This is a genomic window from Paractinoplanes hotanensis (genome assembly GCF_023717965.1).
Classification (GTDB): domain Bacteria; phylum Actinomycetota; class Actinomycetes; order Mycobacteriales; family Micromonosporaceae; genus Actinoplanes; species Actinoplanes polyasparticus.
Genome location: NZ_JAMQOL010000023.1, coordinates 206,661 through 228,748, shown reverse-complemented (window position 1 = coordinate 228,748; position 22,088 = coordinate 206,661). Strand labels below are relative to the sequence as shown.

20 protein-coding genes and 1 pseudogene are annotated in these 22,088 nt (G+C 70.9%); 9 read left to right on the top strand and 12 right to left on the bottom strand.

What is annotated here, in order from left to right; genetic code table 11:
* The 7 genes from LXN57_RS19350 to LXN57_RS19320 all read right to left on the bottom strand — a co-directional run.
* Nucleotides 1-437, bottom strand: a 437-nt coding sequence (locus tag LXN57_RS19350) for a hypothetical protein (RefSeq protein WP_251799571.1), incomplete at its 3' end; no start/stop codon positions are given.
* Between the two features lie 143 nt (nucleotides 438-580).
* A complete protein-coding gene (locus tag LXN57_RS19345) occupies nucleotides 581-1,408 on the bottom strand; it encodes an SWIM zinc finger family protein (RefSeq protein ID WP_251799570.1) in 828 nt (275 codons plus the stop codon).
* On the bottom strand, nucleotides 1,401-4,364 hold the full coding sequence (locus LXN57_RS19340; protein ID WP_251799569.1) for a DEAD/DEAH box helicase: 2,964 nt from the start codon (nucleotides 4,362-4,364) through the stop codon (nucleotides 1,401-1,403). The genes LXN57_RS19345 and LXN57_RS19340 overlap by 8 nt, the downstream gene beginning before the upstream one ends.
* Nucleotides 4,361-4,804 (bottom strand): DUF5990 family protein, encoded by a 444-nt coding sequence (locus LXN57_RS19335; RefSeq protein ID WP_251799568.1) that lies wholly within the window; start codon nucleotides 4,802-4,804, stop codon nucleotides 4,361-4,363. Before LXN57_RS19335 ends, LXN57_RS19340 begins: the two co-directional genes overlap by 4 nt.
* 56 nt (nucleotides 4,805-4,860) lie before the next feature.
* On the bottom strand, nucleotides 4,861-6,120 hold the full coding sequence (locus LXN57_RS19330) for an ATP-grasp domain-containing protein (RefSeq protein ID WP_251799567.1): 1,260 nt from the start codon (nucleotides 6,118-6,120) through the stop codon (nucleotides 4,861-4,863).
* A gap of 16 nt (nucleotides 6,121-6,136) precedes the next feature.
* On the bottom strand, nucleotides 6,137-6,898 hold the full coding sequence (locus LXN57_RS19325) for an alpha/beta hydrolase (RefSeq protein ID WP_251799566.1): 762 nt from the start codon (nucleotides 6,896-6,898) through the stop codon (nucleotides 6,137-6,139).
* A 54-nt stretch (nucleotides 6,899-6,952) separates the two neighbouring features.
* Nucleotides 6,953-7,303, bottom strand: coding sequence for an STAS domain-containing protein (locus LXN57_RS19320; protein WP_251799565.1), 351 nt, complete (start codon nucleotides 7,301-7,303; stop codon nucleotides 6,953-6,955).
* Between the two features lie 194 nt (nucleotides 7,304-7,497).
* On the opposite strand from LXN57_RS19320, the gene LXN57_RS19315 reads away from it, so the two are divergent.
* Nucleotides 7,498-7,683 carry a universal stress protein gene (locus LXN57_RS19315; protein WP_251799564.1) on the top strand — a complete coding sequence of 62 codons (186 nt, stop codon included), beginning with the start codon at nucleotides 7,498-7,500 and terminating at the stop codon, nucleotides 7,681-7,683.
* A 177-nt stretch (nucleotides 7,684-7,860) separates the two neighbouring features.
* On the opposite strand, the gene LXN57_RS19310 is transcribed toward LXN57_RS19315, so the two are convergent.
* Complete coding sequence (locus LXN57_RS19310; RefSeq protein ID WP_251799563.1) at nucleotides 7,861-8,826, bottom strand: serine/threonine-protein kinase; 966 nt, start codon at nucleotides 8,824-8,826, stop codon at nucleotides 7,861-7,863.
* A 96-nt stretch (nucleotides 8,827-8,922) separates the two neighbouring features.
* Here LXN57_RS19310 and speB point away from each other — a divergent pair, with 96 nt between their 5' ends.
* Together speB and LXN57_RS19300 are read left to right on the top strand one after the other, a co-directional pair.
* Complete coding sequence (gene speB, locus LXN57_RS19305) at nucleotides 8,923-10,023, top strand: agmatinase (RefSeq protein WP_251799562.1); 1,101 nt, start codon at nucleotides 8,923-8,925, stop codon at nucleotides 10,021-10,023.
* A gap of 170 nt (nucleotides 10,024-10,193) precedes the next feature.
* Nucleotides 10,194-10,754: a GntR family transcriptional regulator gene (locus tag LXN57_RS19300; protein ID WP_221381015.1), complete on the top strand. Its 561-nt coding sequence runs from the start codon at nucleotides 10,194-10,196 to the stop codon at nucleotides 10,752-10,754.
* 62 nt (nucleotides 10,755-10,816) lie between these two features.
* On the opposite strand, the gene LXN57_RS19295 is transcribed toward LXN57_RS19300, so the two are convergent.
* Nucleotides 10,817-11,941: a GNAT family N-acetyltransferase gene (locus tag LXN57_RS19295; protein WP_285904643.1), complete on the bottom strand. Its 1,125-nt coding sequence runs from the start codon at nucleotides 11,939-11,941 to the stop codon at nucleotides 10,817-10,819.
* Between the two features lie 647 nt (nucleotides 11,942-12,588).
* Between LXN57_RS19295 and LXN57_RS19285 the strand changes: the two genes are divergently transcribed.
* Nucleotides 12,589-13,725, top strand: coding sequence for a M20 family metallopeptidase (locus LXN57_RS19285; RefSeq protein ID WP_251799561.1), 1,137 nt, complete (start codon nucleotides 12,589-12,591; stop codon nucleotides 13,723-13,725).
* Here LXN57_RS19285 and LXN57_RS19280 read toward each other — a convergent pair.
* The 3 genes and pseudogenes from LXN57_RS19280 to LXN57_RS19270 form a co-directional block, all read right to left on the bottom strand.
* Nucleotides 13,652-14,113 (bottom strand): response regulator transcription factor, encoded by a 462-nt coding sequence (locus LXN57_RS19280; protein WP_251799560.1) that lies wholly within the window; start codon nucleotides 14,111-14,113, stop codon nucleotides 13,652-13,654. The genes LXN57_RS19285 and LXN57_RS19280 overlap by 74 nt on opposite strands.
* Nucleotides 14,114-14,435: 322 nt before the next feature.
* Entirely contained in the window at nucleotides 14,436-14,765 is a 330-nt protein-coding gene (locus LXN57_RS19275; protein ID WP_251799579.1) for a hypothetical protein, read from the bottom strand.
* A 281-nt stretch (nucleotides 14,766-15,046) separates the two neighbouring features.
* Nucleotides 15,047-15,241: pseudogene (locus tag LXN57_RS19270) on the bottom strand (hypothetical protein); the annotation flags it as partial.
* Nucleotides 15,242-15,882: 641 nt separating this feature from the next.
* On the opposite strand from LXN57_RS19270, the gene LXN57_RS19265 reads away from it, so the two are divergent.
* From LXN57_RS19265 to LXN57_RS19245, 5 genes are all read left to right on the top strand, one after another.
* Nucleotides 15,883-16,746 carry a glycosyltransferase family 2 protein gene (locus LXN57_RS19265; protein ID WP_251799559.1) on the top strand — a complete coding sequence of 288 codons (864 nt, stop codon included), beginning with the start codon at nucleotides 15,883-15,885 and terminating at the stop codon, nucleotides 16,744-16,746.
* Between the two features lie 44 nt (nucleotides 16,747-16,790).
* On the top strand, nucleotides 16,791-17,756 hold the full coding sequence (locus tag LXN57_RS19260; RefSeq protein WP_251799558.1) for a glycosyltransferase family 2 protein: 966 nt from the start codon (nucleotides 16,791-16,793) through the stop codon (nucleotides 17,754-17,756).
* Nucleotides 17,753-19,099: a glycosyltransferase family 2 protein gene (locus LXN57_RS19255; RefSeq protein ID WP_251799557.1), complete on the top strand. Its 1,347-nt coding sequence runs from the start codon at nucleotides 17,753-17,755 to the stop codon at nucleotides 19,097-19,099. The genes LXN57_RS19260 and LXN57_RS19255 overlap by 4 nt, the downstream gene beginning before the upstream one ends.
* Before the next feature lie 96 nt (nucleotides 19,100-19,195).
* Entirely contained in the window at nucleotides 19,196-21,637 is a 2,442-nt protein-coding gene (locus LXN57_RS47930; RefSeq protein ID WP_285904640.1) for a hypothetical protein, read from the top strand.
* A gap of 67 nt (nucleotides 21,638-21,704) precedes the next feature.
* Entirely contained in the window at nucleotides 21,705-22,073 is a 369-nt protein-coding gene (locus LXN57_RS19245) for a hypothetical protein (protein ID WP_251799556.1), read from the top strand.
* The last annotated feature ends 15 nt before the right edge of the window (nucleotides 22,074-22,088 follow it).

Sequence of the window (22,088 nt, the reverse complement as noted above, 5' to 3'; positions counted from 1 at the left end):
TCGTGCCGGTCGCGGTCGTGCCGGTCGCGGTCGTGCCGGTCGCGGTCGTGCCGGTCGCGGTCGTGCCGGTCGCGGTCGTGCCGGTCGCGGTCACCGAAGCGGAACGGGAAACGGTCGCCGCCGTGGTGGCGGTGGCCGTGGCCGAACCGGTCGCGGTCCCAGCTGACCTCGAGGGCCCACGTGAAGCGGCCGACGCGGTCGCAGTCGAAGTCGTCCCAACGGCCGAAACGCTCGCCGATACGCCCCGCGATGACGCACTCGCGGCGGCTGTCGAAGTAGCGGATGACGCGGTCGCGGTCGGAACCCTGGGCGGCCGACGCCGTCTTGGCAGGGCCGGCGTCCGTGCTGGTCGCCGCCAGGGCCGGGCCGGCGCCGACGGTAAGACCGGCGAGGATGCCCAGACCGGTGACGGACAGCATCCGGGTAATACGGTTCATTTCACACCTTCTCTTGACAAAACGTCATGTCGAGAGAAGGAGATCATCTACACGGTATGTAACAGAAAGGTTTCGGAGCGTTATGCCCCTAACGGGGAACAACGCCACGGATGGGATTAATCCGAGCGGTCGGCGCTACTCGGCTATTCGTCCGGTAAAGCCAGATACGCGGGCCGCAAGACCTCCACGATCGGCCGGCCGTCCTGCGCCAACGGGGGCGGATCGAGCTGGTCGAGAAGCGCATCCGGCCTGCTCACAGCGCCCGGCCGGCCACCGACCGGCGCCGCTGCGGACAGAGTGCTCCCCCAGAACTCGTCCGCCTCACCCAGGTGCTCCCCCCGCCCGGCGGATGGATTACCGCCTCGCGCCATCCCGCGGTCGTCGGCCGAAGCGGAGGAGCCGGGGGCGGTCGGCAGGAAGCCGTCAGGGTGCGCCGAGGTCGCCGCGACCGCGTGGGCGTTGCGGAGCTCGCGCAGATGAACCAGCAACTCGTCCCGGCCCCGGCCGCGCCAGGTGAACGCGCCGAACGGATCCTCCTGGAAGCTGCGCGCCACGGCGTAGCACGTCGCCGCGAGATGCACGCACGGCATGGGCCACCGTTCGCACGAGCAGTCCATCGCGACCTCGTCGAGTGACAACGGCACCAGACTGAGCCCGGCCGCGGCGAAGACGTCGGCGATCCCGGCCGGCATCCGGCCGCCCAGCAGCGAAGCCGCATAGCGTGCCTCGCCCGCCATGGTCTCTTCCAGCGCCGCCCATTCGGAGGCGCCGAAGGCACGCACCGCTATCCGCGCCCGGAACGCCCGCGGGTCGTCGGGCCCCCGCACCTGCGCCATGACCAGACTGCTGGAGATGGTCAGGCTGCGCACATGCCCCGACCGCTCATCACGCCGCCCGCGTGCGAACGTCGGCCCCATCCGCAGCGACTCGAACGTGCCGAGGAAGGCGACAGCCAGCCGGTCGTCAGTCAACGATGGCCTCCGGGGCGAGGGTCAGCAGGTCGCGGATCTCGGTGGTGGACAGGGCGGTCAGCCAGCCCTCGCCGTTGCCGACCACGCGGGCCGCCAGCACGCCCTTGTCGGCCAGCAGGCGGTCGATGCGTTCCTCGAGCGTGCCCAGGCAGACCAGGGTGTGCACCTGGACGTCGCGCTGCTGGCCGATGCGGAAGGCGCGGTCGGTGGCCTGTTCCTCCGTGGCCGGGTTCCACCAGCGGTCGACGTGCACCACGTGGTTGGCCGCCGTCAGGTTGAGGCCGGTGCCGCCGGCCTTGAGCGAGAGCACGAAGATGCCGGGCCGCTCGTCGGCCTGGAAGTCGGCGACCATCGCGTCGCGGTCCTTGCGGGACGTGCCGCCGTGCAGGTAGCGCACCGGCACCCCGAAGCGGGCGGCCAGATGCGGCGTCAGCATCGACCCGAAGCGGGCGAACTGCGTGAAGCACAGCGCGCTCTCGCCCTGGGCCAGCGCGCCGTCGAGGATCTCTTCCAGGCGTTCGAGCTTGCCCGACCGGCCGGGCAGGGGCGAGCCGTCGCCCAGCAGCAGGGCCGGGTGGACACAGGCCTGTTTCAGCTTGGTCATGGCGGCCAGCACGATGCCCTTGTTCCACCGCTGGGTGGTCTCGTCGAGCCGGTCGGTCATCTCGTCGAGGATCGCCCGGTAGAGGGTGCTCTGCTCGCCGGTCAGCCCGCACAGGTGCCGCACATGGCGCTTGTCCGGCAGGTCGTCGACGATGATCGGGTCGGACTTGGTGCGCCGCAGCATGAACGGGCGGGTGGCCTGGCGCAGCCGGGCAGCCGCGTCCTCGTCGCCGAAGCGCTCGATCGGCACGGCGAAGCGGGCCCGGAACGTGTGCGGCGAGGCGAGCACGCCGGGGTTCAAGTAGTCGAGGATCGACCACAGCTCGGCCAGCCGGTTCTCGACGGGCGTGCCGGTCAGCGCGATGCGCATGCGGGACGGGAAGCGCCGGATGGCCCGGGCTGCCGTGCCGGCGCTGTTCTTGACGTGCTGGGCCTCGTCGAGCACCACCCTGTCCCAGGCGATGGCGGTCAGTTCGTCGGCGTCGCGCACGGCGGTGGCGTAGGTGGTCAGCACCAGGTCGGCGTCCCGGGGGACCACCCGCTCGTCGCCGTGCAGCACCGCGACGCGCAGCGAGGGCGCGAACCGGGCGGTCTCGCGTTGCCAGTTGCCGAGCACCGACAGCGGGCAGATCAGCAGCGCCGGCCCGTCCCGCTTGTGCAGTAGCAGCGCGAGCAGCTGGATCGTCTTGCCCAGCCCCATGTCGTCGGCGAGGCACGCGCCCAGCCCGAGCGAGTCGAGGAAGGCCAGCCAGGAGAAACCGCGCCGCTGATAGGGACGGAGCGAGCCCTGCAACCCGGCCGGCGGATCGAGCAGTTCGAGCCGCTGCTCCAGATCGCCCGCGAGCAGGTCGGCCACCCACCCCTCGCCGCTGCTGGCCGTCACCGGCAGCGGCAGCTCCTCCGGCGGCAGCAGCTTGATCGTCTGCAGCGCGCGGCCGGCGCTCATCGTGCCGCCGCCGCGCGCGAGGAAGCGCAGCCCGGCGTCGAGGCGGTCGGCGTCGAAGTAGACCCAGCGCCCCCGCAGGCGCACGAGGGGGACCTTCGCCTGGGCGAGGTCGGTGAGCTCGTCGGTGGTGAGCATCTGACCGCCGAGTGCGAGGTTCCAGTCGTAGTCGACCAGGTGTGCGAGGTCGGCCGCCTCGTCGCGCAGCACCCGGGGCACCGGCTCGCGGGGGCGGACGTTGAGGCCGAGCCCGAGGCTGGGACGGTCGCGCCACCAGGCCGGCAGCAGCACGCCGTAGCCGGCCCCTTCCAGCGCGGCGGCATGGGTGAGGAAACGGTGGGCCTCTTCGGTGCCGAGCACCATGTCGACCGGGCGGGGCAGGCGCAGCGCGGCCTCGAGGTCGGGGTAGAGCCGGGCCGCCCGGCCCAGACCACCGAGCAGGCGTTCCTGCGGATGGCTGGTCCAGCGGCGCAGCGGGGCGTACCGGTCGCGCCAGACGTCGGCCGCCGTCACCAGGGCGCTCGGTTCGTCGACGGCCTGCAGCAGGAATTCGAGCAGCCACGAGTCGCGGGGGGCGGCGGCCGGGTGGGGGCTCACCGCGTCGGGCTCGTCGGGACCGGGCTCGTCGAGGTGGCTGAGCCGGAAGCAGAGCCGCACGGCGGCGCCGGTCGTGGCGCCGGTGTGCCAGGCGTCAAGGCGCTCGGTCAGCTCGTCGACCAGGGCCGGGGCGGCGGTGAAGGACGGCTCGCCGGTGAGCGCGGCGAGCCAGCCGTCGCCCAGCCGCACGCCGGACTCGGCCAGCCGGGTGCGGACCAGGCCGTCGACCAGCCGCTCGAGGGCTGAGGCCAGCGCGTCCTCGGCGGGCAGGCCGGCCACCTCGCCGGGGCGGGCGCGCTCGGCCCGGGCCGCCGCGGGCAGCCGCCGCAGCAGGTCGTCGCGGTGGATGGCGTCGAAACCGGTGAGCACGGGCCGCCACCGGGCCACCGGACCGTGCGGGTGGACGGCGGGCAGCACGCGGCCCCGGCGGACGAGGTCGGCCGCGAAGTCGCACAGCTCGACCAGCCACTCGACCGAGTGGCCGGGCCGCCCGTCGAACTCGCCCAGCACCTCGTCGTCGACGAACGGCACCACCACGGCCGGAATCTGCCACGGGCGCAACCGCGGCGTGCCGCGCCGGGGCGGCAGGCCCAGCTGCGGGGACGGCAGCGGCCCGGCACTCGTCGAGGGCAGCACCAGCGTGGCCGGCCCCCGTGTTTCGCCCGCCGGCAGACCCGCGGCCGGCACGGCGAACGGGTGCTCGCCCCGCTCCGAGGCGGGCAGCGGACCCGCCTCACCCCACAGATTGATCGAGCCGTCGCGCCCCACGAACCCGTGGAGCACGCGAACCTCGACTGCCACCAGGGAGGTCATCGCACCGACCACTCGATGGCGGGTGGCCGCACCCGGGCGCACACCGGCCCGCCCAGCTCGTCGGTGAGCCCGAGCGAAGCGGTGAGCACGCCGCCGCCCTCGTGCGCCGATCGCAGCACCGCGGTCGGCACGTCGCCGAACATCAACTTGGCCCGACGGAACATGTCGAACCCGAAGTCGCCGACGTTGCCCCAGCTCAAGTACAGGAAGCGGGCCCCCGGACGGCCGTGCACCCAGGGCCCGCCGACGTCGAGCAACTCGTCGACCTCACGCGAGGTGATCTCGAATTCCCAGGTGGCCGACGAATCCCACGCCGGCACCAGCTCGACGACCGCACGCTGCCGCTGCACCCCGACGTGCACGTTAGCCAGGCGCAGGGCATCGGCCTGCGCCCCGCCCCGCTGGGCCGGCAGGTCGTGACCCTCGATCCGGATGTGCACGTCGCCGACCCTAGCCCTGGGGTCTGACAGAAGAGTTGCTCAGCCTTCAGTCCGGTTCAGGGGCGGTGGCCGGGGTGGTTGGACGGGTTGTCGCGGATCCAGGCGTCGGTCAGCCCGCCGAAGTGGGCCAGGAACTTCTCGTGCTCGTGCACCGGATAGGTCGCGCGAACGGTCTCGCGCAGCAGCGAACGGTACTCGTCCGACGTCACCCACTCGTAGACGATCTCGTCGACGTTGCCGAGGTAGCGCGCGCAGAAGTCGGCGTACCGGTCGGCCTCGAAGTAGTCGTCGGCGAGCCGGCGATAGGCGGCCAGCTTCTCGGCGTACGAGAGGGAAGGGTCGTCGCCGATCGCGAAGTAGGCCGCCGTGTCCGTGTCGAGGCGCGGCTTGCGGCCGGTGACGACGCAGTAGACCGTCCAGCGCAGCAGGGCGGCCATGGCCCACGGGAAGTAGTAGTGCAGCGAGGTGATCGCCACGTCGGGACAGGCGTTGGCGTAGTCGATCGGGTGCACGTCGTCGCCGCGCACGAGCGACTCGCACGAGTTGAACTCCCACCGGAAGAACGCGTTGACCAGCCGCGAGATGGTCACCACCTCGTCGCCCTGGGCGGCGGTGAGGAAGCCGTGCTGCACCTCGTAGCGGTTGTGCATGGGCTGCTCGGGCCGGAACTTCATCACCATCGTCTCGGGCCCGATGGACAGCGAGCGCGCGAACACGTCGTACCCCTCGACCGAGGCCTGCAGGTGCATCAGCCGCTCGCCCGAGGCGTCGTACGCGGTGTGCAGCTCATCGGGGTTGCGGATCTTCGAGACGCCGACCCAGGCGCCGCCGTCGTACGGCTTCATGTACATCGGATAGCCCACCTGCGCCGCCGTCGCGTCCAGGTCGAAGGACTGGTTGTAGCGGGCCGCCGTGTACGCGTACCGGCTGTTGTCGAGCGGGTTCTTGTACGGCACCAGCACCGTCTCGGGCACCTTGAGCCCGAGCCGCATCATCGCGCAGTACGCCGCGTGCTTCTCCATCGACTGGAACGTGAACGGGCTGTTCAGCAGGTACACGTCGTCCATCAGCGCGATCTTCTTGAGCCACTCGCGGGGGTGGTAGTACCAGTAGGCGAGCCGGTCGATGACGAGGTCGTGGCGCGGCTTGTCGCGCAGGTTGAACGGCTCGATGGTGACCCGCACCGAGTTGGCCCGGTGCGACTTGCCGTCGGGCCCGGCGACCACCCCGAGCCGCCTCACCAGCGCCTCGTACGCCCGCGGCCAGTCGTCTTCCATCCCGAGCAAGAGTCCGATGGTGTGTTCTACGTCCGCCACGGTTTGCCTCCCCAGATCACATCAGGGCCGTCAGTCGCCTGAGCAGCGAGGTGAGATGCGGTTCGAGGGCGTCGCGCCACGCCGGCCAGTCGTGACCGCCCTCGATCTGCGCGAAGGTGACCGGGTAACCCTGCGCGCGCAGCGCCTCGGCCATGCTCCGGTTGTTCGCCAGGTTCTCCTCGAGCCTGCCGCAAGTCATCGTGACCGGCACGCCGGGGCCGTCGGGCGCCCGCAGCACCCGCCCCGTCCACCGCACGATCGGCAGGTAGCGCGCGAACCCCGATTCCTGCCGGTCGAAGCGGGGCTGGAAGAAGCTGCCGGACTGCAGGAACAGCCCGGCGAACACCTCGGGGTGGCGGCGCTGGCAGTGCAGCAGCGCGAGCGCGCCGACGCTGGCGCCGACGGCGGCCACGGGCCGGCCGGGCGAGAGGCGGTCGGTGAGTTGCGGCAGGATCTCCTGTCCCAGCCCACGGGCGTACGCGGGAAGGGCCGCGTACCACTCGTTGCGGTCCCCCGCCGGCAGCAGCACGACGTGACACGGCTCGACGCGGCCGGCGGTGATCGACGCGGCGACGTAGCGGCCGAGGCCGGCGTGCTTGTCGTAGTCGGGTCCGTCGTGGGCGACCAGCACGCGGCCGGCGTTCCCGGCCGGCGACCAGATCCGGGCGGTCAGGGTGGCTCGCAGATTCTTCGAGGGCAGGTCGAGCGACCACCAGGCGCCGGCGGCCGCGGGCAGAGTCCACCAGTCGGGGTCACGCCGGAGAGAGACCCGTTCCATGAACGCACTCTAAAGGCCGCACGCCCCGGGCGCGCGGCTTGTTGAGGGTGGGATTCAGGGGGTGTACGTCTGGGTGGGCGACGGCTCGGGCGGCAGGCCGAACATCTCGGTCAGGCCGGTTACGCGCAGTTGCCGGTGCACGAACTCGCTCGGGTTGCGCAGCACGAACCGGGTGCCGACCTCGCGGGCCACGTTGTAGCCGCTGACCAGTGTGCCGATGCCCTGCGAGTCCATGAAGGTGACGTACGTGAGGTCGACGATCAGGGTCACCGGGTGCTCGCGCTGCACGGTGCCGATCAGGGTCTCGCGCAGGACGCCCACGGTGGCCGCGTCGAGGCTGCCGCGCACGTCGACGACGAGCGCGCCGTCCGCCTGGCGCCGCGTGGTCATCACCGCCTCGCCCATCACCGAACCTCCGTACCGCCGGCCCCGTCCGTCGCCACCGTACCCCGCAAATCGCCCCACTCGCAGGCTGGCGCGTGTTTTCCGGGACCCCGGCGGACACGCAGTCCGTACACATTTGACCGCCCAGCAGTTGCGGAGTGACCCTCCGTATGCGCAAAGTCACATAGGCGGGAGCCGACGACGGGAGGGGTGACATGGCCACAACTCCGGGACGGCCGGGCCTACGTGGACACGCCGGACGGCCGGGCCGCCCTGAACGCCGCAGCCGAGCAAGCCCGCCGAACCGGTATTGCGGCTCGCGCGGCTACGGCCCGGCCCGCCGGGTGCTGCTGGGCGGCGTCTCCACCCGCCTGGTCCGCCGCGCCTGCCGCCCGCAGTAGGCGCGGGCCGGCATCCAGTTCTATTGGCGTGTCGAGCAAGCCGCCACCGGTGCGCCGCTCGTCTACACCTACATCCTCGACCCCGCAACGGGCCGCTACCGCGACAGCGACGTCTTCACCGGCGTGGTGAAGTTGACCGTGCCCTTCTCCGTCGAGATCGACCTCGGCCGGCTCTGATCAGCCGGCGCGGTGGCGGCCGGCGCCCGCGTCGACGGCGACAGCGACGGCGGTCGGCTCGTCCGCGGCGCGCTGGTCCCAGGGCGAGATCGACGGACGGGGCGAATCGGTGTTCAGGTCCTGGATGGGCACGTAGACGCGGGCGTCGACGGCCTCGGCCAGCAGCAGGGCGGCCACCATCGCGGTCGGCCGCTCCTGCGGGTCGCGGTTGAGGCAGCGCGACACCAGATCCTCCACCTCGGGCGGCAGGCCGTCGAGTTCGGGCAGCGGGTCGGGGTCGAGATAGCGCTGGGCGTGCACCAGCCCGGTGGGCGACTCCGCGCGCCAGGGCAGACGCCCCGTGATGCACTGGTGCAGCACCGTGCCGAGGGCGAACATGTCGCTGGCGGGGGTCGGCGGGTGGTTCTCGAAGAGCTCCGGGGCCACGTACGCGGGGGTTCCCATCACCGGCATGTCGGGGTCCGGGTCGGGCACACCGGCCACGGCCGCGATGCCGAAGTCGAGCACCTTGGCGCCCGACGGGGTGAGCATCACGTTGGCCGGCTTGATGTCGCGGTGGACGACCTCGTGGTTGTGCGCGGCGGCGAGCGCGGCCGCCACCTCGGCGCAGATGCGGACCCCGATGCGCCAGTCCATCGGGCCCGCGGCGAGGTGCGCGCCCAGTGTCTGGCCCTCGACCAGCTCCATCACGATGTACGGCACCTCGTGGCCGCCGGGGTCGGGCCGGGACGTGCCGAAGTCGTGCACCCCGGCCACGTTGGGGTGGGCCAGCCGGGCCGCGGAGCGGGCCTCCGACCGTACGAGATCGACGCCGGCCACCTCGCCCAGCGTGCCCGACACCGCGGGCGCCATGATCTTGACGGCGACCGGGCGGTCGAGCACCCGGTCGTGGCCGCGCCACACCTCGGACATGCCGCCGACGCCGATGCGCCGCACGAGCTGGTAGCGCCCGCCGAGCGTCCGCATGTACCGACCTCCTCGTAATGTTCGGATCGCGGTACCCCTCGATCAGCGGGCAGAAACGCTGTCCGGAGGGACTGTATGGAGATACAGTCCCTTCGCGTGACGCGCTACGGACCGATGTTCGGACCCGACTACACGTTCCTCGGTGTGCCCGCCTGCGACTGGCAGGACCCGCCGACGTACGCCGATGCCGACGTCGTCATCCTCGGTGCCCCCTTCGACGGCGGCACCTCCCACCGCCCCGGCGCACGGTTCGGACCGCAGGTCATCCGGGGTACGGACTATCTGCCGGCCGACGCCTCCCGCCCGCACCTGGCGATGCGCGTCGATGCCCTCAGCGGCGACCTGACCGTGAAGGACGCCGGCGATCTCGAGGTCTTCAGCGGCGAGATCCAGCGCAGCTGCGTCACGATCGAGGACGCGGTCGCCTTCGTCACAGCGCACGGCGCGATCCCGGTGATCCTCGGCGGCGACCACACCATCACCTGGCCGGACGTGGCCGGCGTGGCCCGCCACCACGGCGCGGGCGCCATCTCGGTCATCCACTTCGACGCGCACGCCGACACCGGCGACATCGAGTTCGGCTCGCTCTACGGCCACGGGCAGCCGATGCGCCGGCTCATCGAGTCGGGCGCCGTCCGCGGCGACCGGTTCCTGCAGCTCGGCCTGCGCGGCTACTGGCCCGGCCCCGAGACGCTGGACTGGATGGCCGACCAGGGCATGAACTCGTTCCACATGAGCGAGATCGTCGACCGCGGCCTCGACGCCGTGCTCGACCAGGCGTTCGCGATCGCCCTCGACGGTTGTGACGGCGTCTTCCTCTCGGTCGACATCGACGTCTGCGACCCCGGTCACGCCCCCGGCACCGGCACGCCCGAGCCGGGCGGGTTCACCGCGCGCCAACTGCTCGACAGCGTCTCGCGCGTCTGTCACGAGCTGCCCGTGGTGGGCATGGACATCGTCGAGGTGTCGCCGCCGTTCGACCACGCCGAGATCACCGCGATGCTCGGCAACCGGGTGGTGCTGGAGGCGCTGTCCGGGATGGCCCGCCGGCGCAAGGACGGCAGCGGGCCACGCTGGAACCGCGCCACGCCGCTGCTCGAGGGGCGCGGGACCAGGCCACCGCTCGGCTCGCGCGAGTCACGCCCGCCGCTGGCCGGCCGCGATCACCAGCACTCGCTGCCGCCCGCCGAGAACTGACGCTGAGTTACGTTCCTGAAGCGGCGCGCGTCGATCTTTCCGCGTTGCCGTCCGTCGCATCTTTGCACCGTACGGCGTTTTCCGGACCATCCATGCGCCTTTCGACCAGCTTCCGTGATCCACGCAGCTGCGCACTTGTTCCCCCCAGATCCGTCACGCAGAGTGCCAGCATGTCCCTCGACACCGCCCCGCCCCTGTCGCCCTATCAGCAGATCGCCGCCGAACTCCGCCATCAGATCTTCACGGGCAGCCTGGCCGTCGGCGCCAAGCTCCCGTCCGAGCACACGCTGGCCGGCGCGCACCGCGTCGCCCGCACAACGGTCCAGTCGGCCCTGCGGGTGCTGCGCACCGAGGGCCTGATCTCCTCACGCAAGGGCGCCGGCAACTTCGTCACGGCCCTGGCTGTCGTGGACGCCCACCGCTGCCCGGCCCGCGTCGAGCTCGACCATCAGCAGGTCGGCTGGCTCAGCCGGCTCCCGCGGCCCGCCCACGGCCTCGACCGGTTGCTGCACTGCGAGCTGGAACACCCGCATCCGGGCTCGCACGCCGGCCTGGGCCAGCACGCCGCGGGCATCGGCTGGTGGGTCCAGTGGTCCCTGTCCGCCTCCGAGATCAACGCCATTGCCAACTGCACGGCCGTACGCACCGCGGGCCACCACGACGACAACCACTGCCTGCTCTACCGCGACCATCCCGGCCGCCATCTCTTCGGCAGCGACTACTCAGCCTGATCACGTCAGCCTGATCACGCCCGATGATTCCCGACCTCGTGTGCACACCGAACGCCCCAGCCCTACCCGGCAACCTGCTTCGTGTAGCGCCGGCACGGCACGAGAATCGCCCCGCCCTCGTGCCGCGCCTCGTAGTCGAAGGCCCCCGCGTCGGCCCAGCCCGACCGCTCGTAGAACCGCCGTGCCCGCGAGTTCCCCGGCACGACCGCCAGCCAGGCGTTCGCATGCCCACCCGCGGCCACCAGTCGTTCCGCCTCCGCCAGCAGCACCCCGGCGACCCCGCTCCCGCGAAAGGAAGTATCGACATAAACCTGTTCGATCTCCTCCCCCACGACCATCACAAACCCGGCGACCACGCCACCGACCACAGCGACAGTCGTGTCCGCCATCCGCTCCCCGGCCCGAACCCCGAACGATTCCCCCGTACGAGCCCGCACCAGAACATCCGGAACGTTGCCCAGGTGCCCGTCCCGCCACCCGACAGCCCAAATGACGGCCACCGCCGGCACGTCGGCACGCCGAGCGGGCCGCAAGGCCACCCCAACCGGCCGCCCCTCAGCACCGGCGCCCACCGGAACAGCCGGCCGATCCACCCGTCCCGCTGAGCCCGCCTCGGGTCGCGTCCCGGCTTCAACCCGGCTCACCAACCTCCCCAGCGCATCCACCAGAAGTTCGCGCGCGGTCTCTCGCCCCATCGACGGATCGCCCAGCACCACCGGCAGAGCCAGCCCGTCGATCAACGCCAGTGCCTGCCGGGCGCCGTCGATCGCCGTCGCGTCCGTTCTGAAGACCCCAGCCCGAATCCCCGCGTCGATCTCCGCCGCCAGCAGCTCACGCCACCGCAGGTAGTCGTTCAGCACGTCGGTCCGCAGCTCCGCATCCCGCAGAGCCCACCGCCACGACTCGGCCCAGACCCGCCAGGACGTGTCCCCGTCGACCGCCCCCGTCAGGTAGGAGGCAACAACCACCAGCCGTTCCCACGCCCCGTGCACGCCGGCCAACTGCTCCCCCACGGCAGCGAAGTCGGCCCGGGCCGCATACCGGAAGACGGCTCGCAGCATGTCCTCGCGGCTGCCGAAGTAGTACTGCAGGGTCGACACCCCGACTCCGCTGACCGCGGTTACGTCCGAAAACCCGGTCCCCTCGGCGCCCCGCTCCGCCACGACAGCACAGGCAGCAGCCAGCACGTCATCCCGATTGCGCGCAGCCCGCCCATCCCGCACCGCGCATGTCTACCACGCCCGCCCCGGCTGTTCGCCCTGCGTCACAGCCGGGACGCCACCGAGCGACTCAACGAACAGTGGTCGTCCGCTTCCGGAGAGCAACACCAGCGAGTGACATGGATCAACGCTCCGTGTTCGAGCAGCACGCAGCGTCATCAGAGGCGGCCACGGTTCTGATTCCTCGCGGCGGCTTTTCGTTGACGGAGCAAATGACCGCCGAATTTCGCTACCCGTGGGCAACGGCAGTCGACTGTGAACAATCGCCGAGGGGGTATTCGTCGCATGAGGACCTGACCGATTGTTGCGGGCAGATTACACGCGGAATGGAGCCAGAATTTCCCGGACGATCCGCCGGCAGCTCGACCTCCCCCATTCGGTCGCGAGCGATGATACCGCCCGGCCCACCTCGGTCAAGCACTCCCACCCCCCACGTCACCTCGTCGGCCGCCCTCATCGGCAGACACTCACCGCAAGTGACCAACCGGCTGCCATCCACAGCTCCCGCTGGAAGGACCCCGGGCAGCCGGTGGACAAAGGACGCCGGGCGCAACCGATCGCGCGTAGCGTGAGGCACCGGAGAGGGCGGGTGGGCAGGCGAGGAGGCGTAACGGGTGGATCACCTGATCGACCGGGCCTGCGAGCTGATCGCCATCCCGTCCACAGCAGACCGGCCGCACGAGCTGCATCGCGCTCTCGAGCTGGCCCTGGCCTTCGTCGGTCCCGGCTTCCGCGTCCGGCGCTTCGAGTCCAACGGCAAGCCCAGCGCCCTGGTCCACGCCGGCGACGCGACCGCCTTCCGGATCATCCTCAACGCCCACCTCGACGTCGTCCCCGCCGACGGCGACCAGTTCGTCCCGCGGATCGAGGGTGACCGCCTGTACGGCCGCGGCGCCCACGACATGAAGCTCGCCGCCCTGGTCATGGCCGACGTCTTCCGCGAGCTGGCCCACGACCTGCCGTACGACATCGCCCTGCAGCTGGTCGCCGACGAGGAAGTGGGCGGCGCCGACGGCACCGCCCATCAGATCGCCGCCGGCGTTCGCGGCGGCTTCGTCGTCATCGGGGAGCAGAGCCGGCTCCAGATCGTCACCGAGTCCCGCGGCCTGGCTCACGTCCGGCTCACGGCGACCGGCCGCGCGGCTCACGCCGCCTACCCCTGGCTCGGCCAGAACGCCCTGGTCAGGGTGGCCGACGGTGTCTCCCGGCTGCTGGCGCGCTATCCCGTGCCCGAGGCCGAGGTGTGGCGCACCACCGTCAACGTGGCCCGGTTCGACACGTCCAACCGGGCCGTCAACCAGGTGCCCGACGAGGCCGGCGCCTGGCTCGACATCCGGTTCCCGCCCGAAGACGCCGATTTCGCCGGCCGCACATCCGAGCAGATCGCCGAGCACCTCGGCGGGATCACCGGGCTGACCGCCGCCGTGGAGGCGCTGGGCAGTCCGCACCACGCCGACCCCGGCAGTCTCGAGGTCGGCCTGCTGCGGGCCGCAGCCCGGGAAGCCGGCTTCGCGGGGAATCTGCTGGCCAAGCACGGCGCCGCCGACGGCCGCCACTACACGGCGGTGGGGGTCGACGCCGTCATCTTCGGGCCGGGCGGCGACGGCCAGCACAGTGCGCTCGAGTGGGCCGATCTGACGACCGTCACCCCGTACGGAAACGCCCTGCGATCTTTCCTCAGATCGATCCCGGCAGATCCTCGTTGGCCAGCAGCAGCCAGCGGACCCGGCGGACCAGTTCGGCCGGGTTGAACGGCTTGACCAGGTAGTCGTCGGCGCCGACGGTCATGCCCAGGTCGATGTCGACCTTGCGGCCGTGCCCGCTCATGATGAGGACCGGAATCTGGGCGGTCTCGGCCGACGAGTGCAGTTCGTAGCAGACGCTGAGACCGTCGAGGCCGGGCATCGAGACGTCCAGGATGATCATGTCGGGCTGCTCGGTGACCACCATGCGCAGCGCCGAGGCGCCGTTGTCCGCCGTGACCACCCGGTAGCCGGCCGCGACCAGCTTGTGGGTGACCAACTCACGGACCGCCTCGTCGTCATCGGCCACGAGGATGGTGGGGTCGGCGAGATCGGTGCACCAGTCCGCGACGGGCACGGGATGGCCGAGCTCCGGCGCGACAAACGTGGGAACCATGGATACCGCTGCTCCGACCATTGATCTCTCCCCTTGCGGTTGCGCTTGTCGAACGCCAGCCACCATCGGCGGGGTCGACCGGGGTTGGGAGGAGATCGTCGGTTGCACAACGGGAGCAGGCCCGCCACGGCTTGAACCAAGGGGCTGGAGAAAGAAATGGCGGAGTCCCTCCTTGTGGGAGAAACCCCGCCACCGACAGTGCGGCCGTTTACCGCTCGCACCTCGCGTCAGTCCGGAACGCTAGTGCACCCGGATCGACGCCCGGGCACGGAGCCCGCACTTCGTGATAACGCTCTCATCTGCTGCTACCTGCGGTGACGGCTCAGATCAGCTCCGTACGCGGGTCGTGCGCCCCGTCGTTCCGGGCGGCCTCGTAGTAGACCCGCCGGCGGCCGGCCGGCAGCGCCACCAGCGACAGGTAGCGCAGCCCGTTCGGCGCGTGCGGGCTGCCCAGCGGCTCCCCGGGCTCGGCCGTGAGCTCGCCGAAACTGCCGTCGTCGCGCCGCTTGCCCCGGGCCACGCCGGTGCGCTCCTCCCAGTTCTCGCCCGCCGTCGCACGTCCGTCGCAGGCGACCGTGATCTCGTCACCCTCGATCCGCACCGACGAGACCCGGACACCCCGGGCGTCGCCGCGCTCATGTGGAGCCGCCACCGGCCGTCGTCCGCGCGCACCAGGGCCGGCCGTTCCAGCGACTCGGTGCCCTTGCGGTGCAACAGCGTCAGCAGCGGGCCGCGGGCGGCCGGGCGCACGCCGGGAACCAGTGCCCGAAGGTACCCCAGCCGCGGAGGAGAAAGGCGCAGAACCTGGTTGACGCCGCTGTCCTCGACGACGTGCCGATTCACATGCTCGCGCGGCACGGCGGCGAGCACCCCCGTCCGTACGCCCAGGAACTCGCACACCCGGTCCAGCGTCGCCGCCGGCGCGTCCTCGAGCGCCTTGTAGCGCAGCACCAGAACCTGCTCGCGCGGGAAGTGTTCGTAGAGGTGGCGCAGCTGCTCGCCGTAGCGCCCGAGCCCGGCGTACCGCCAGAACGGCCTCCGTGAGCACTTCAGGTGCGGGACAGCAGCCGCCGCCACCACGTGACGCGCCGGTATCGCGAGCACTCGCCGGGCCCGCACAGAGAGCATTCCGTTCCTCGCCGGTAGTGCCGGTGGGCGTCAGGATCATGCCCGCAGACACACAGGGCTTCATCAGCGTTCATCGTCTCACCAACGGTAAGGCGGCCCGGAGGCTACGGGGGCGCATCGAGTGGGTGACCTGCGTGAATACCTACCCGCGCCGGCATAGTTCGACTCATCGATGAGCCGGCAACCATCCTGCAACCGAACCCCTACGCTGCGTAATGTCCGTATACGGTGACCCAATTCACTGCGAGTAATCCGGCATTCTGGACCTGCCCGATTTACCCGCTCACGGCGGCATATGGAGTGATTGCCGAGTAATGCCGTGACGCGCCATTACTGGGGCTATATGTCCATTACGACTGCTATCAATGTGACGAAAATCGTCGGCAGTTGTCCATGTGAATACACTGCGGTCATCCGGTTGGCGTGAATGATCCACCCGGTCCCCGGTAGGTTGTCTTTTCGGTCAGTTGACGCTTGGTAGCGGCTTGCTACGTTGGTCCACAGAAGCGAAAGCCCTACGCTTCTTACCGTCAGATTTGCCGATCGAACCGCTTTGCCGCCCCCGGGAAGGGACCGACATGGAGTTTTCGACGCCCGCCACGAACACGTGGGGTGACGGAAGTACGTCACCGACTGTAAGCGTGGTGATCCCGACCCTCAACGAGGAGCGCAACCTCCCGCACGTTTTCGCCAAGCTGCCGGCGAACATCGACGAGGTGGTTCTGGTCGACGGCGGCTCGAAGGACCGGACGGTCGAGGTCGCTCGCGAGCTCCGCCCCGACGTGGTCGTGGTTCAGCAGACCCGCACCGGTAAGGGCAACGCCCTGGCCTGCGGCTTCGAGGCGTGCACGGGCGACATCATCGTGATGATCGACGCCGACGGCTCGACCGACCCGGCCGAGATCCCGCTGTTCGTCAAGAAGCTGACCGACGGCGCCGACTTCGTGAAGGGCAGCCGGTTCAACCACGGCGGCCACAGCCACGACATCACCAAGCTGCGCAAGCTCGGCAACGACGGACTCAACGTCGTGGTCAACGTCCTGTTCGGGACGAAGTTCACCGACCTCTGCTACGGCTACAACGCGTTCTGGCGCACGGTCGTGCCGGTGCTCGACCTGCCCGACACCAAGCTGCCCCGCAAGACCGACGGCACCAAGCACTGGGGCGACGGCTTCGAGATCGAGACCATGATCAACATCCGGGCCGCGGTCGACGGGATGAAGGTCGGCGAGGTCGGCAGCATCGAGCACCGCCGCATCCACGGCGAGACCAACCTGAACACGTTCCGGGACGGCTTCCGCGTGCTGCGCACCATCTTCAGCGAGTTCGGCCGCATGCGCAGCCAGAAGCGCACCGGCGAGCGCCGCCCGGGTGGCGTCATCGTGCACCAGCAGCCCGGCACCCGCGCCCACGGCATCAAGCCCACGCCGGCCCCCGCCGCCGAGGTTGCCCGTGAGCGTGACGAGGTCGGCGCCGCGAGCACCGACATCAAGCCGCTGAACTGAGTTCACCGCGCCCGTCCCCACCCCTCGCTTCAGGAGACGCTCCCGTGGATTCCACCCCCCTCGACACGACCATCGTGATCCCGACCCACACCGAGGACCGCTGGTCCTCGCTCGTACGGACGGTCGCCTGCGCCCTGTCGCAGCAGGCCGAGCCGGCCGAGGTCGTCGTGGTCACCGATCACAACCGCGGCCTCTTCGAACGCATCCAGCGTGAGCTGCCGGGCGTGACGGTCCTCGAGAACGCCTACGCCAAGGGCGTCTCCGGCAATCGCAACACCGGCGCCTTCCACGCGAAGACCGCCCTCGTCGCCTTCATGGACGACGACATCACGGCCGGCCCCGAATGGCTGGGCCGGCTCGTCGAGCCGTTCGCCGACCCCCGCGTGGTCGGCACCGGCGGCGGCATCCTCCCCGACTGGGAGGGCCCCGCCCCCCGGTGGATGCCCGAGGAGTTCCTGTGGGCGGTCGGCGGCTCGTACGCCGGCATGCCCACCGAGACCTCGCCGATCCGCAACGTCTGGTCGGCGAGCATGATCGTCCGCCGTGAGGTGTTCGACGCCGTCGGCGGCTTCCGGGTCGGCTTCGGCAAGCTGGGCGACCGCAACCGGCCCGAGGACACCGAGCTCTGCCTGCGGATGAGCGCGCACGACGGCGGCCAGTGGATGTACGTGCCGAGTGCGACGATCCGCCACGAGGTGCCCGCGAACCGCTCGACGTTCCCGTGGTTCGTCAAGCGCTGCTACGCCGAGGGCCGCGGCAAGGTGCAGATGGCCGGCCTCGACGACGGCGGCAGCGACACCCTGGGCGCCGAGCGCTCCTACCTGTGGTCGCTGCCCAAGGCGGCGCTGCGCAACCTCGGCGCCGGCCTGACCGGCAAGGGCGCCGACAACTTCCTGCGCGCCGGCGGCATCGTCGCCGGCGTGGCCGCGGCCGGCTGGGGCGGCGTCGTCGAGACGGTCGCCGCGAAGCGCGCCACCAAGACCCAGAAGACGCTGGAGACCGCCCGATGAGCGCCGACCTCAACAGTGCCGCCATTCCGGCCCAGCGCAGTGCCCCCGCCGCCGAACAGGCCACGGTGCCCGGCATCGTCCGCGACATCGAGCTCGCCGAGCCGCTGCCGCTGCTCCCGGCCGTGCAGGCCGACGGCCGCCGCGCCGAGCAGGCGTGGCTGCTGATCCGCTTGTTCTCCGAGCCGCTGGGCTTCCTGTTGCTCGACCTCCCGGAGCAGGGCCTGACGCCGGCCGAGCTGGCGAAGGCCGTCGAAGCCGAGCTGGGCGACGAGGTGCGCAAGCGTCTCGGTGACGTGCCGGTGCCGGTGCACGGCCTCAACCCGGCCAGCGAGCCCGACTTCCTGGCCCAGCGGCGCGCGGTGCTCACCACCGCCCCGCACATCACCGTGGTCGTCTGCACCCGCGAGCACCCGGCCGAGCTCACCAAGTGCCTCGACAGCCTGCTCGCCCAGGAATACCCGGCCTTCCGGGTCCTGGTCGTCGACAACGCGCCGGTCAGCGACGCGACCGCCGAGGTGGTGCGGGCCGCGGCCGCCCGCGGTCCGGTCGACTACATGGTCGAGCCCAAGGGTGGCCTGTCGTTCGCCCGCAACGCCGCGGTCAAGGCGGCGCCCGGCCAGATCCTGGCCTGGCTCGACGACGACGAGGTGGCCGACCCGCACTGGCTGGCCGAGGTCGCCCGCGCGCTGCACGAGCACCCGGACGCCGACGTGATCTCCGGTGTGATCGTCCCGGCCGAGCTCGAGACGAAGGCGCAGATCTGGTTCGAGCAGTTCGGCGGGCACAGCAAGGGCCGCGGGTTCAAGGCCGACGAGTTCGGCCCGCACACCCGGCACATCCAGAGCCCGCTCTACCCGCTGCCGCCGTTCGGCACCGGCGCCAACATGACCTTCCGGCCCGGCGTCATCGAGCGGATCGGCCTGTTCGACACCGCGCTCGGCGCCGGCACCCCGGCGATGGGCTCCGAGGACACCCTGGCGTTCACCCAGGTGCTGCTCACCGGAGGCACGATCGTCTATCAGCCCAGCGCGGTCACCCGGCACTACCACCGGCGCGACCTCGAGGGCCTGCGCAAGCAGATGGTCGGCTACGGCACGGGGCTGGTCGCCGCGTACACGAGCCTGCTGCTCTCCCGTCCGGTTCTGATCTTTCCGCTGCTCAGGCTGGTGCCGAGCGCGCTGAAGGACATGACCGGAAAGGACACCGCGCGCACTGCCACCATCCGCGAGGACTTCCCCCAGGAGCTACTGTCGGCCAACCGGCGTGGCATGCTGGCGGGACCGCGCGCCTACCTCAGATCGCGCCGCGCGGCACGGGCTAAGGTACGCGCCACCCAGGCTTAGCTCCATCCAGCGCTTTCTCGCGCAGGACAGACCGGGCGCGTTGCCCGTAACGCGTCCCGGCCTCAGCGCCACGACGTACACGGAGGCCCACAACCCATGCAGCAACGCTCGGCCGATACGCCGGAACAGCCGGCGCCGGACTCCACCGTCCGGATCGTGGTCGGCGCCGCCGGCGAAGCCTTCCCGTCGCCGGACGCCACGGCGGTGATCTCGACCGTCGACAAGGACGCCACGACCCGCCTCGAGGTGGGCGACAAGACCGTCAAGATCCCGGTGGGCCCGGACGACTCGTCGGACACCCGCTACATGCCGGCCCCCGTGCTCACCACCACCGGCGGCTCGACCGCCCTGGCCGAGCCGGCCGCGGCCGAGCCCGAGACCGGCGCCGACCACCGGCCCGAGTTCGCCCTCGCCGGCGGCCTCGCGGCCGTGGTCGGCCTGCTGGGCCTGGTCGTGCCGAACGGGCCGCTGAGCCTGTTCCTCGAGCTGGTGTTCGTCCTGCTCGGCCCCGGTGCGGCCATCATGTCGGCGGCCAACGTGCGCAACCGGCTGGTCTCCTGGGCGCTGACCGTGGCCGGCAGCATCGCGGTCGTCACCATGCTGTCCGTGCTCACGCTGTGGGCCAAGGTCTGGGAGCCGGCAGCCTGGCTGGGCGCGCTCGGCGCGGTCACCCTGGTCGGGTCGATCGTCCAGTTCACCCGCCTCACCCGCTCGGGCGTGCCCCTCATCCTGGGCCGGGTCGGCAAGCCCCGCGACACTGTGGACAACGGCGTCGTGCTGGGCGCCGTCCCGTTCGTCACCCTGGTGCTCGGCGTCGGCCTCTGGGCGCTGGCCCTGGCCCAGCTCGACCCGGACGACGTCGGCCTCTACGGCTTCAGCGCCGCGCTGGGCGTGCCGTTCGTCATCGGCGCGGTGCTGCTGTTCATCGGCTTCGCCGTCGAGCTGTTCGGCCGGGCCCGCCCGCTCGTGCTCGTGGCCACCCTGATCGTCGTGCCGATCATCATGCAGGCCACCGTGCCGCTCCTGGACGGCACCATCGAGTACGCCTGGACGTACAAGCACATCGGCGTCGTCGACCTGATCAACGCCAACAGCAGCCTGATCAGCGGCAGCGACATCTACCAGCAGTGGCCCGGCTTCTTCGCCGCGGTGGCCATGCTCTCGAAGGTCTCCGCCGTCGACGGGCTCTCGTTCGCGGCCTGGTCGTCGCTGACGTTCGCCCTCATCACCTCGCTGATGGTGGCCGCCCTGCTGCGCCAGTTCACCAAGGACCGGCGCATCATCGCGCTGGCCGTGCTGCTGTTCCAGGCCTGCATGTGGGTCGACATCGGCTACTTCTCGCCGCAGGCGATGGTGTTCGCGCTCATGCTGGCGTTCTGGGTGGTCGTGACCCGCTGGCTGATCGGCCCGCCCGCGATCAAGGCCGAGCCCAAGGGCCGCATCGGCCGGCTGCGCGCCTGGGCCGTGCAGGGCATGCCGCAGGGCATCCAGACCGACCCGCGCACGCGTCGCTGGGCTGCCTTCGGCGCGGCCGGCCTCTTCGCCGCGATCATCGTCTCGCACCAGCTGACCCCGGTCCTCATGATGGTGCCGCTGTTCGCCCTGACGATCCTGGGCATCCTGCGACCGCGGGTGTTCCTGGTCGGCCTGGTCGCGATCATGCTGATCTTCTTCGTGCCCCGGCTGGGCTCGGTCAACAGCCAGTACAGCCTGTTCAGCTTCGACCTGCTGTCCAACGCCTCGGGCAACTCGGCCAGCTGGAACACGCCGGAGCAGGAGTTCTCGGCCACCGTGTCGCGATTCCTGGCCATCGGCCTGTGGCTGACCGCCCTGGTCGCGGTCTTCCTGACCCGCAAGCGGCTGGGCCGGGTGCTCGTGCCCGCGCTGATCGGCTTCCTGCCGATGGTGACCCTGGTCGCCGGCAACTACGGCGGCGAGGCGATCTACCGGGTCTTCGCGTTCTCGATGCCCTTCGTCGGCCTGCTGATCGGCGTGCTCTGGGCCGGCAAGGGCCGGCGCGGGGTGCCCGCGATGCTCGCCTCCGGCGTGCTGCTGGCCGTGCTCATGCTGGCCGGTCTGCAGGGTCTGCAGGGCCAGCTGATGGTGCACCAGGTGCGGGCGACCGACATCGAGGCGGCGCAGTACTTCTACGCCAACGCCGAGCCCGGCTCGGGCCTCGTGCTGGTGGCGCCGAACTTCCCCACGAAGCTCGAGGCCAACTACGGCGAGTTCAACAAGGGGCACGTCTCGGTCGACATCTCGCTGATCGGCGACCCGCTGTTCACCGGCAACATCAACGGCAGCCGGCTGCCCGACATCGAGACGTACATCCGCGCGATGAACTACCCCACCAACTACCTGGTGGTCAGCGACGCGATGGACGACTACACCGACTACTTCGGCACCGCCGACGACAACGCGATGCAGTCGCTCGACGCGGCGCTGCGCGGGTCGGCCAACTGGCAGGTCTTCTATCAGGGACCCGGCGTGGCGATCTTCAAGCTGGTCGGCGCCGCGGAGACACCGGCGGCCAACTGAGAATTGAGCGATGAGTGAACGCCCGCCCGGCATCCCGGGCGGGCGTTCGTCCGTTTAGTCTCTCGATGTGAAGCTGCTCAAGCTCGGCAAGAAGCAGATCGTCATCGTGGTGATCGTCGTCCTGGTCGTGTTCGCGTTGCTGACCGCGAACCGCGCCGACGACGGCGCGGGCGAGCAGGAGGCCGGCTCGCTCGACAACGGGGCCGTGGTGGCCTGTGACGACTTCGCCGCCGGCTCGGCCCGGGCACGCACGGACGCGACCCGCCTCGCACTGGCCGACAAGGTCACGGCCTCGGCCGCCAAGAGCGACAACGAGGCCGTCCGCACGAGGGCGATGGAGCTGGGCCGCAGCGCCGACGAGGGCAACGCCGCCTGGCGTACGGCCTCGACCGCCCTCACCCAGGCCTGCGAGGACGCCGGCTGGACGGCCCCGTAGCTCTCATAGCTACAG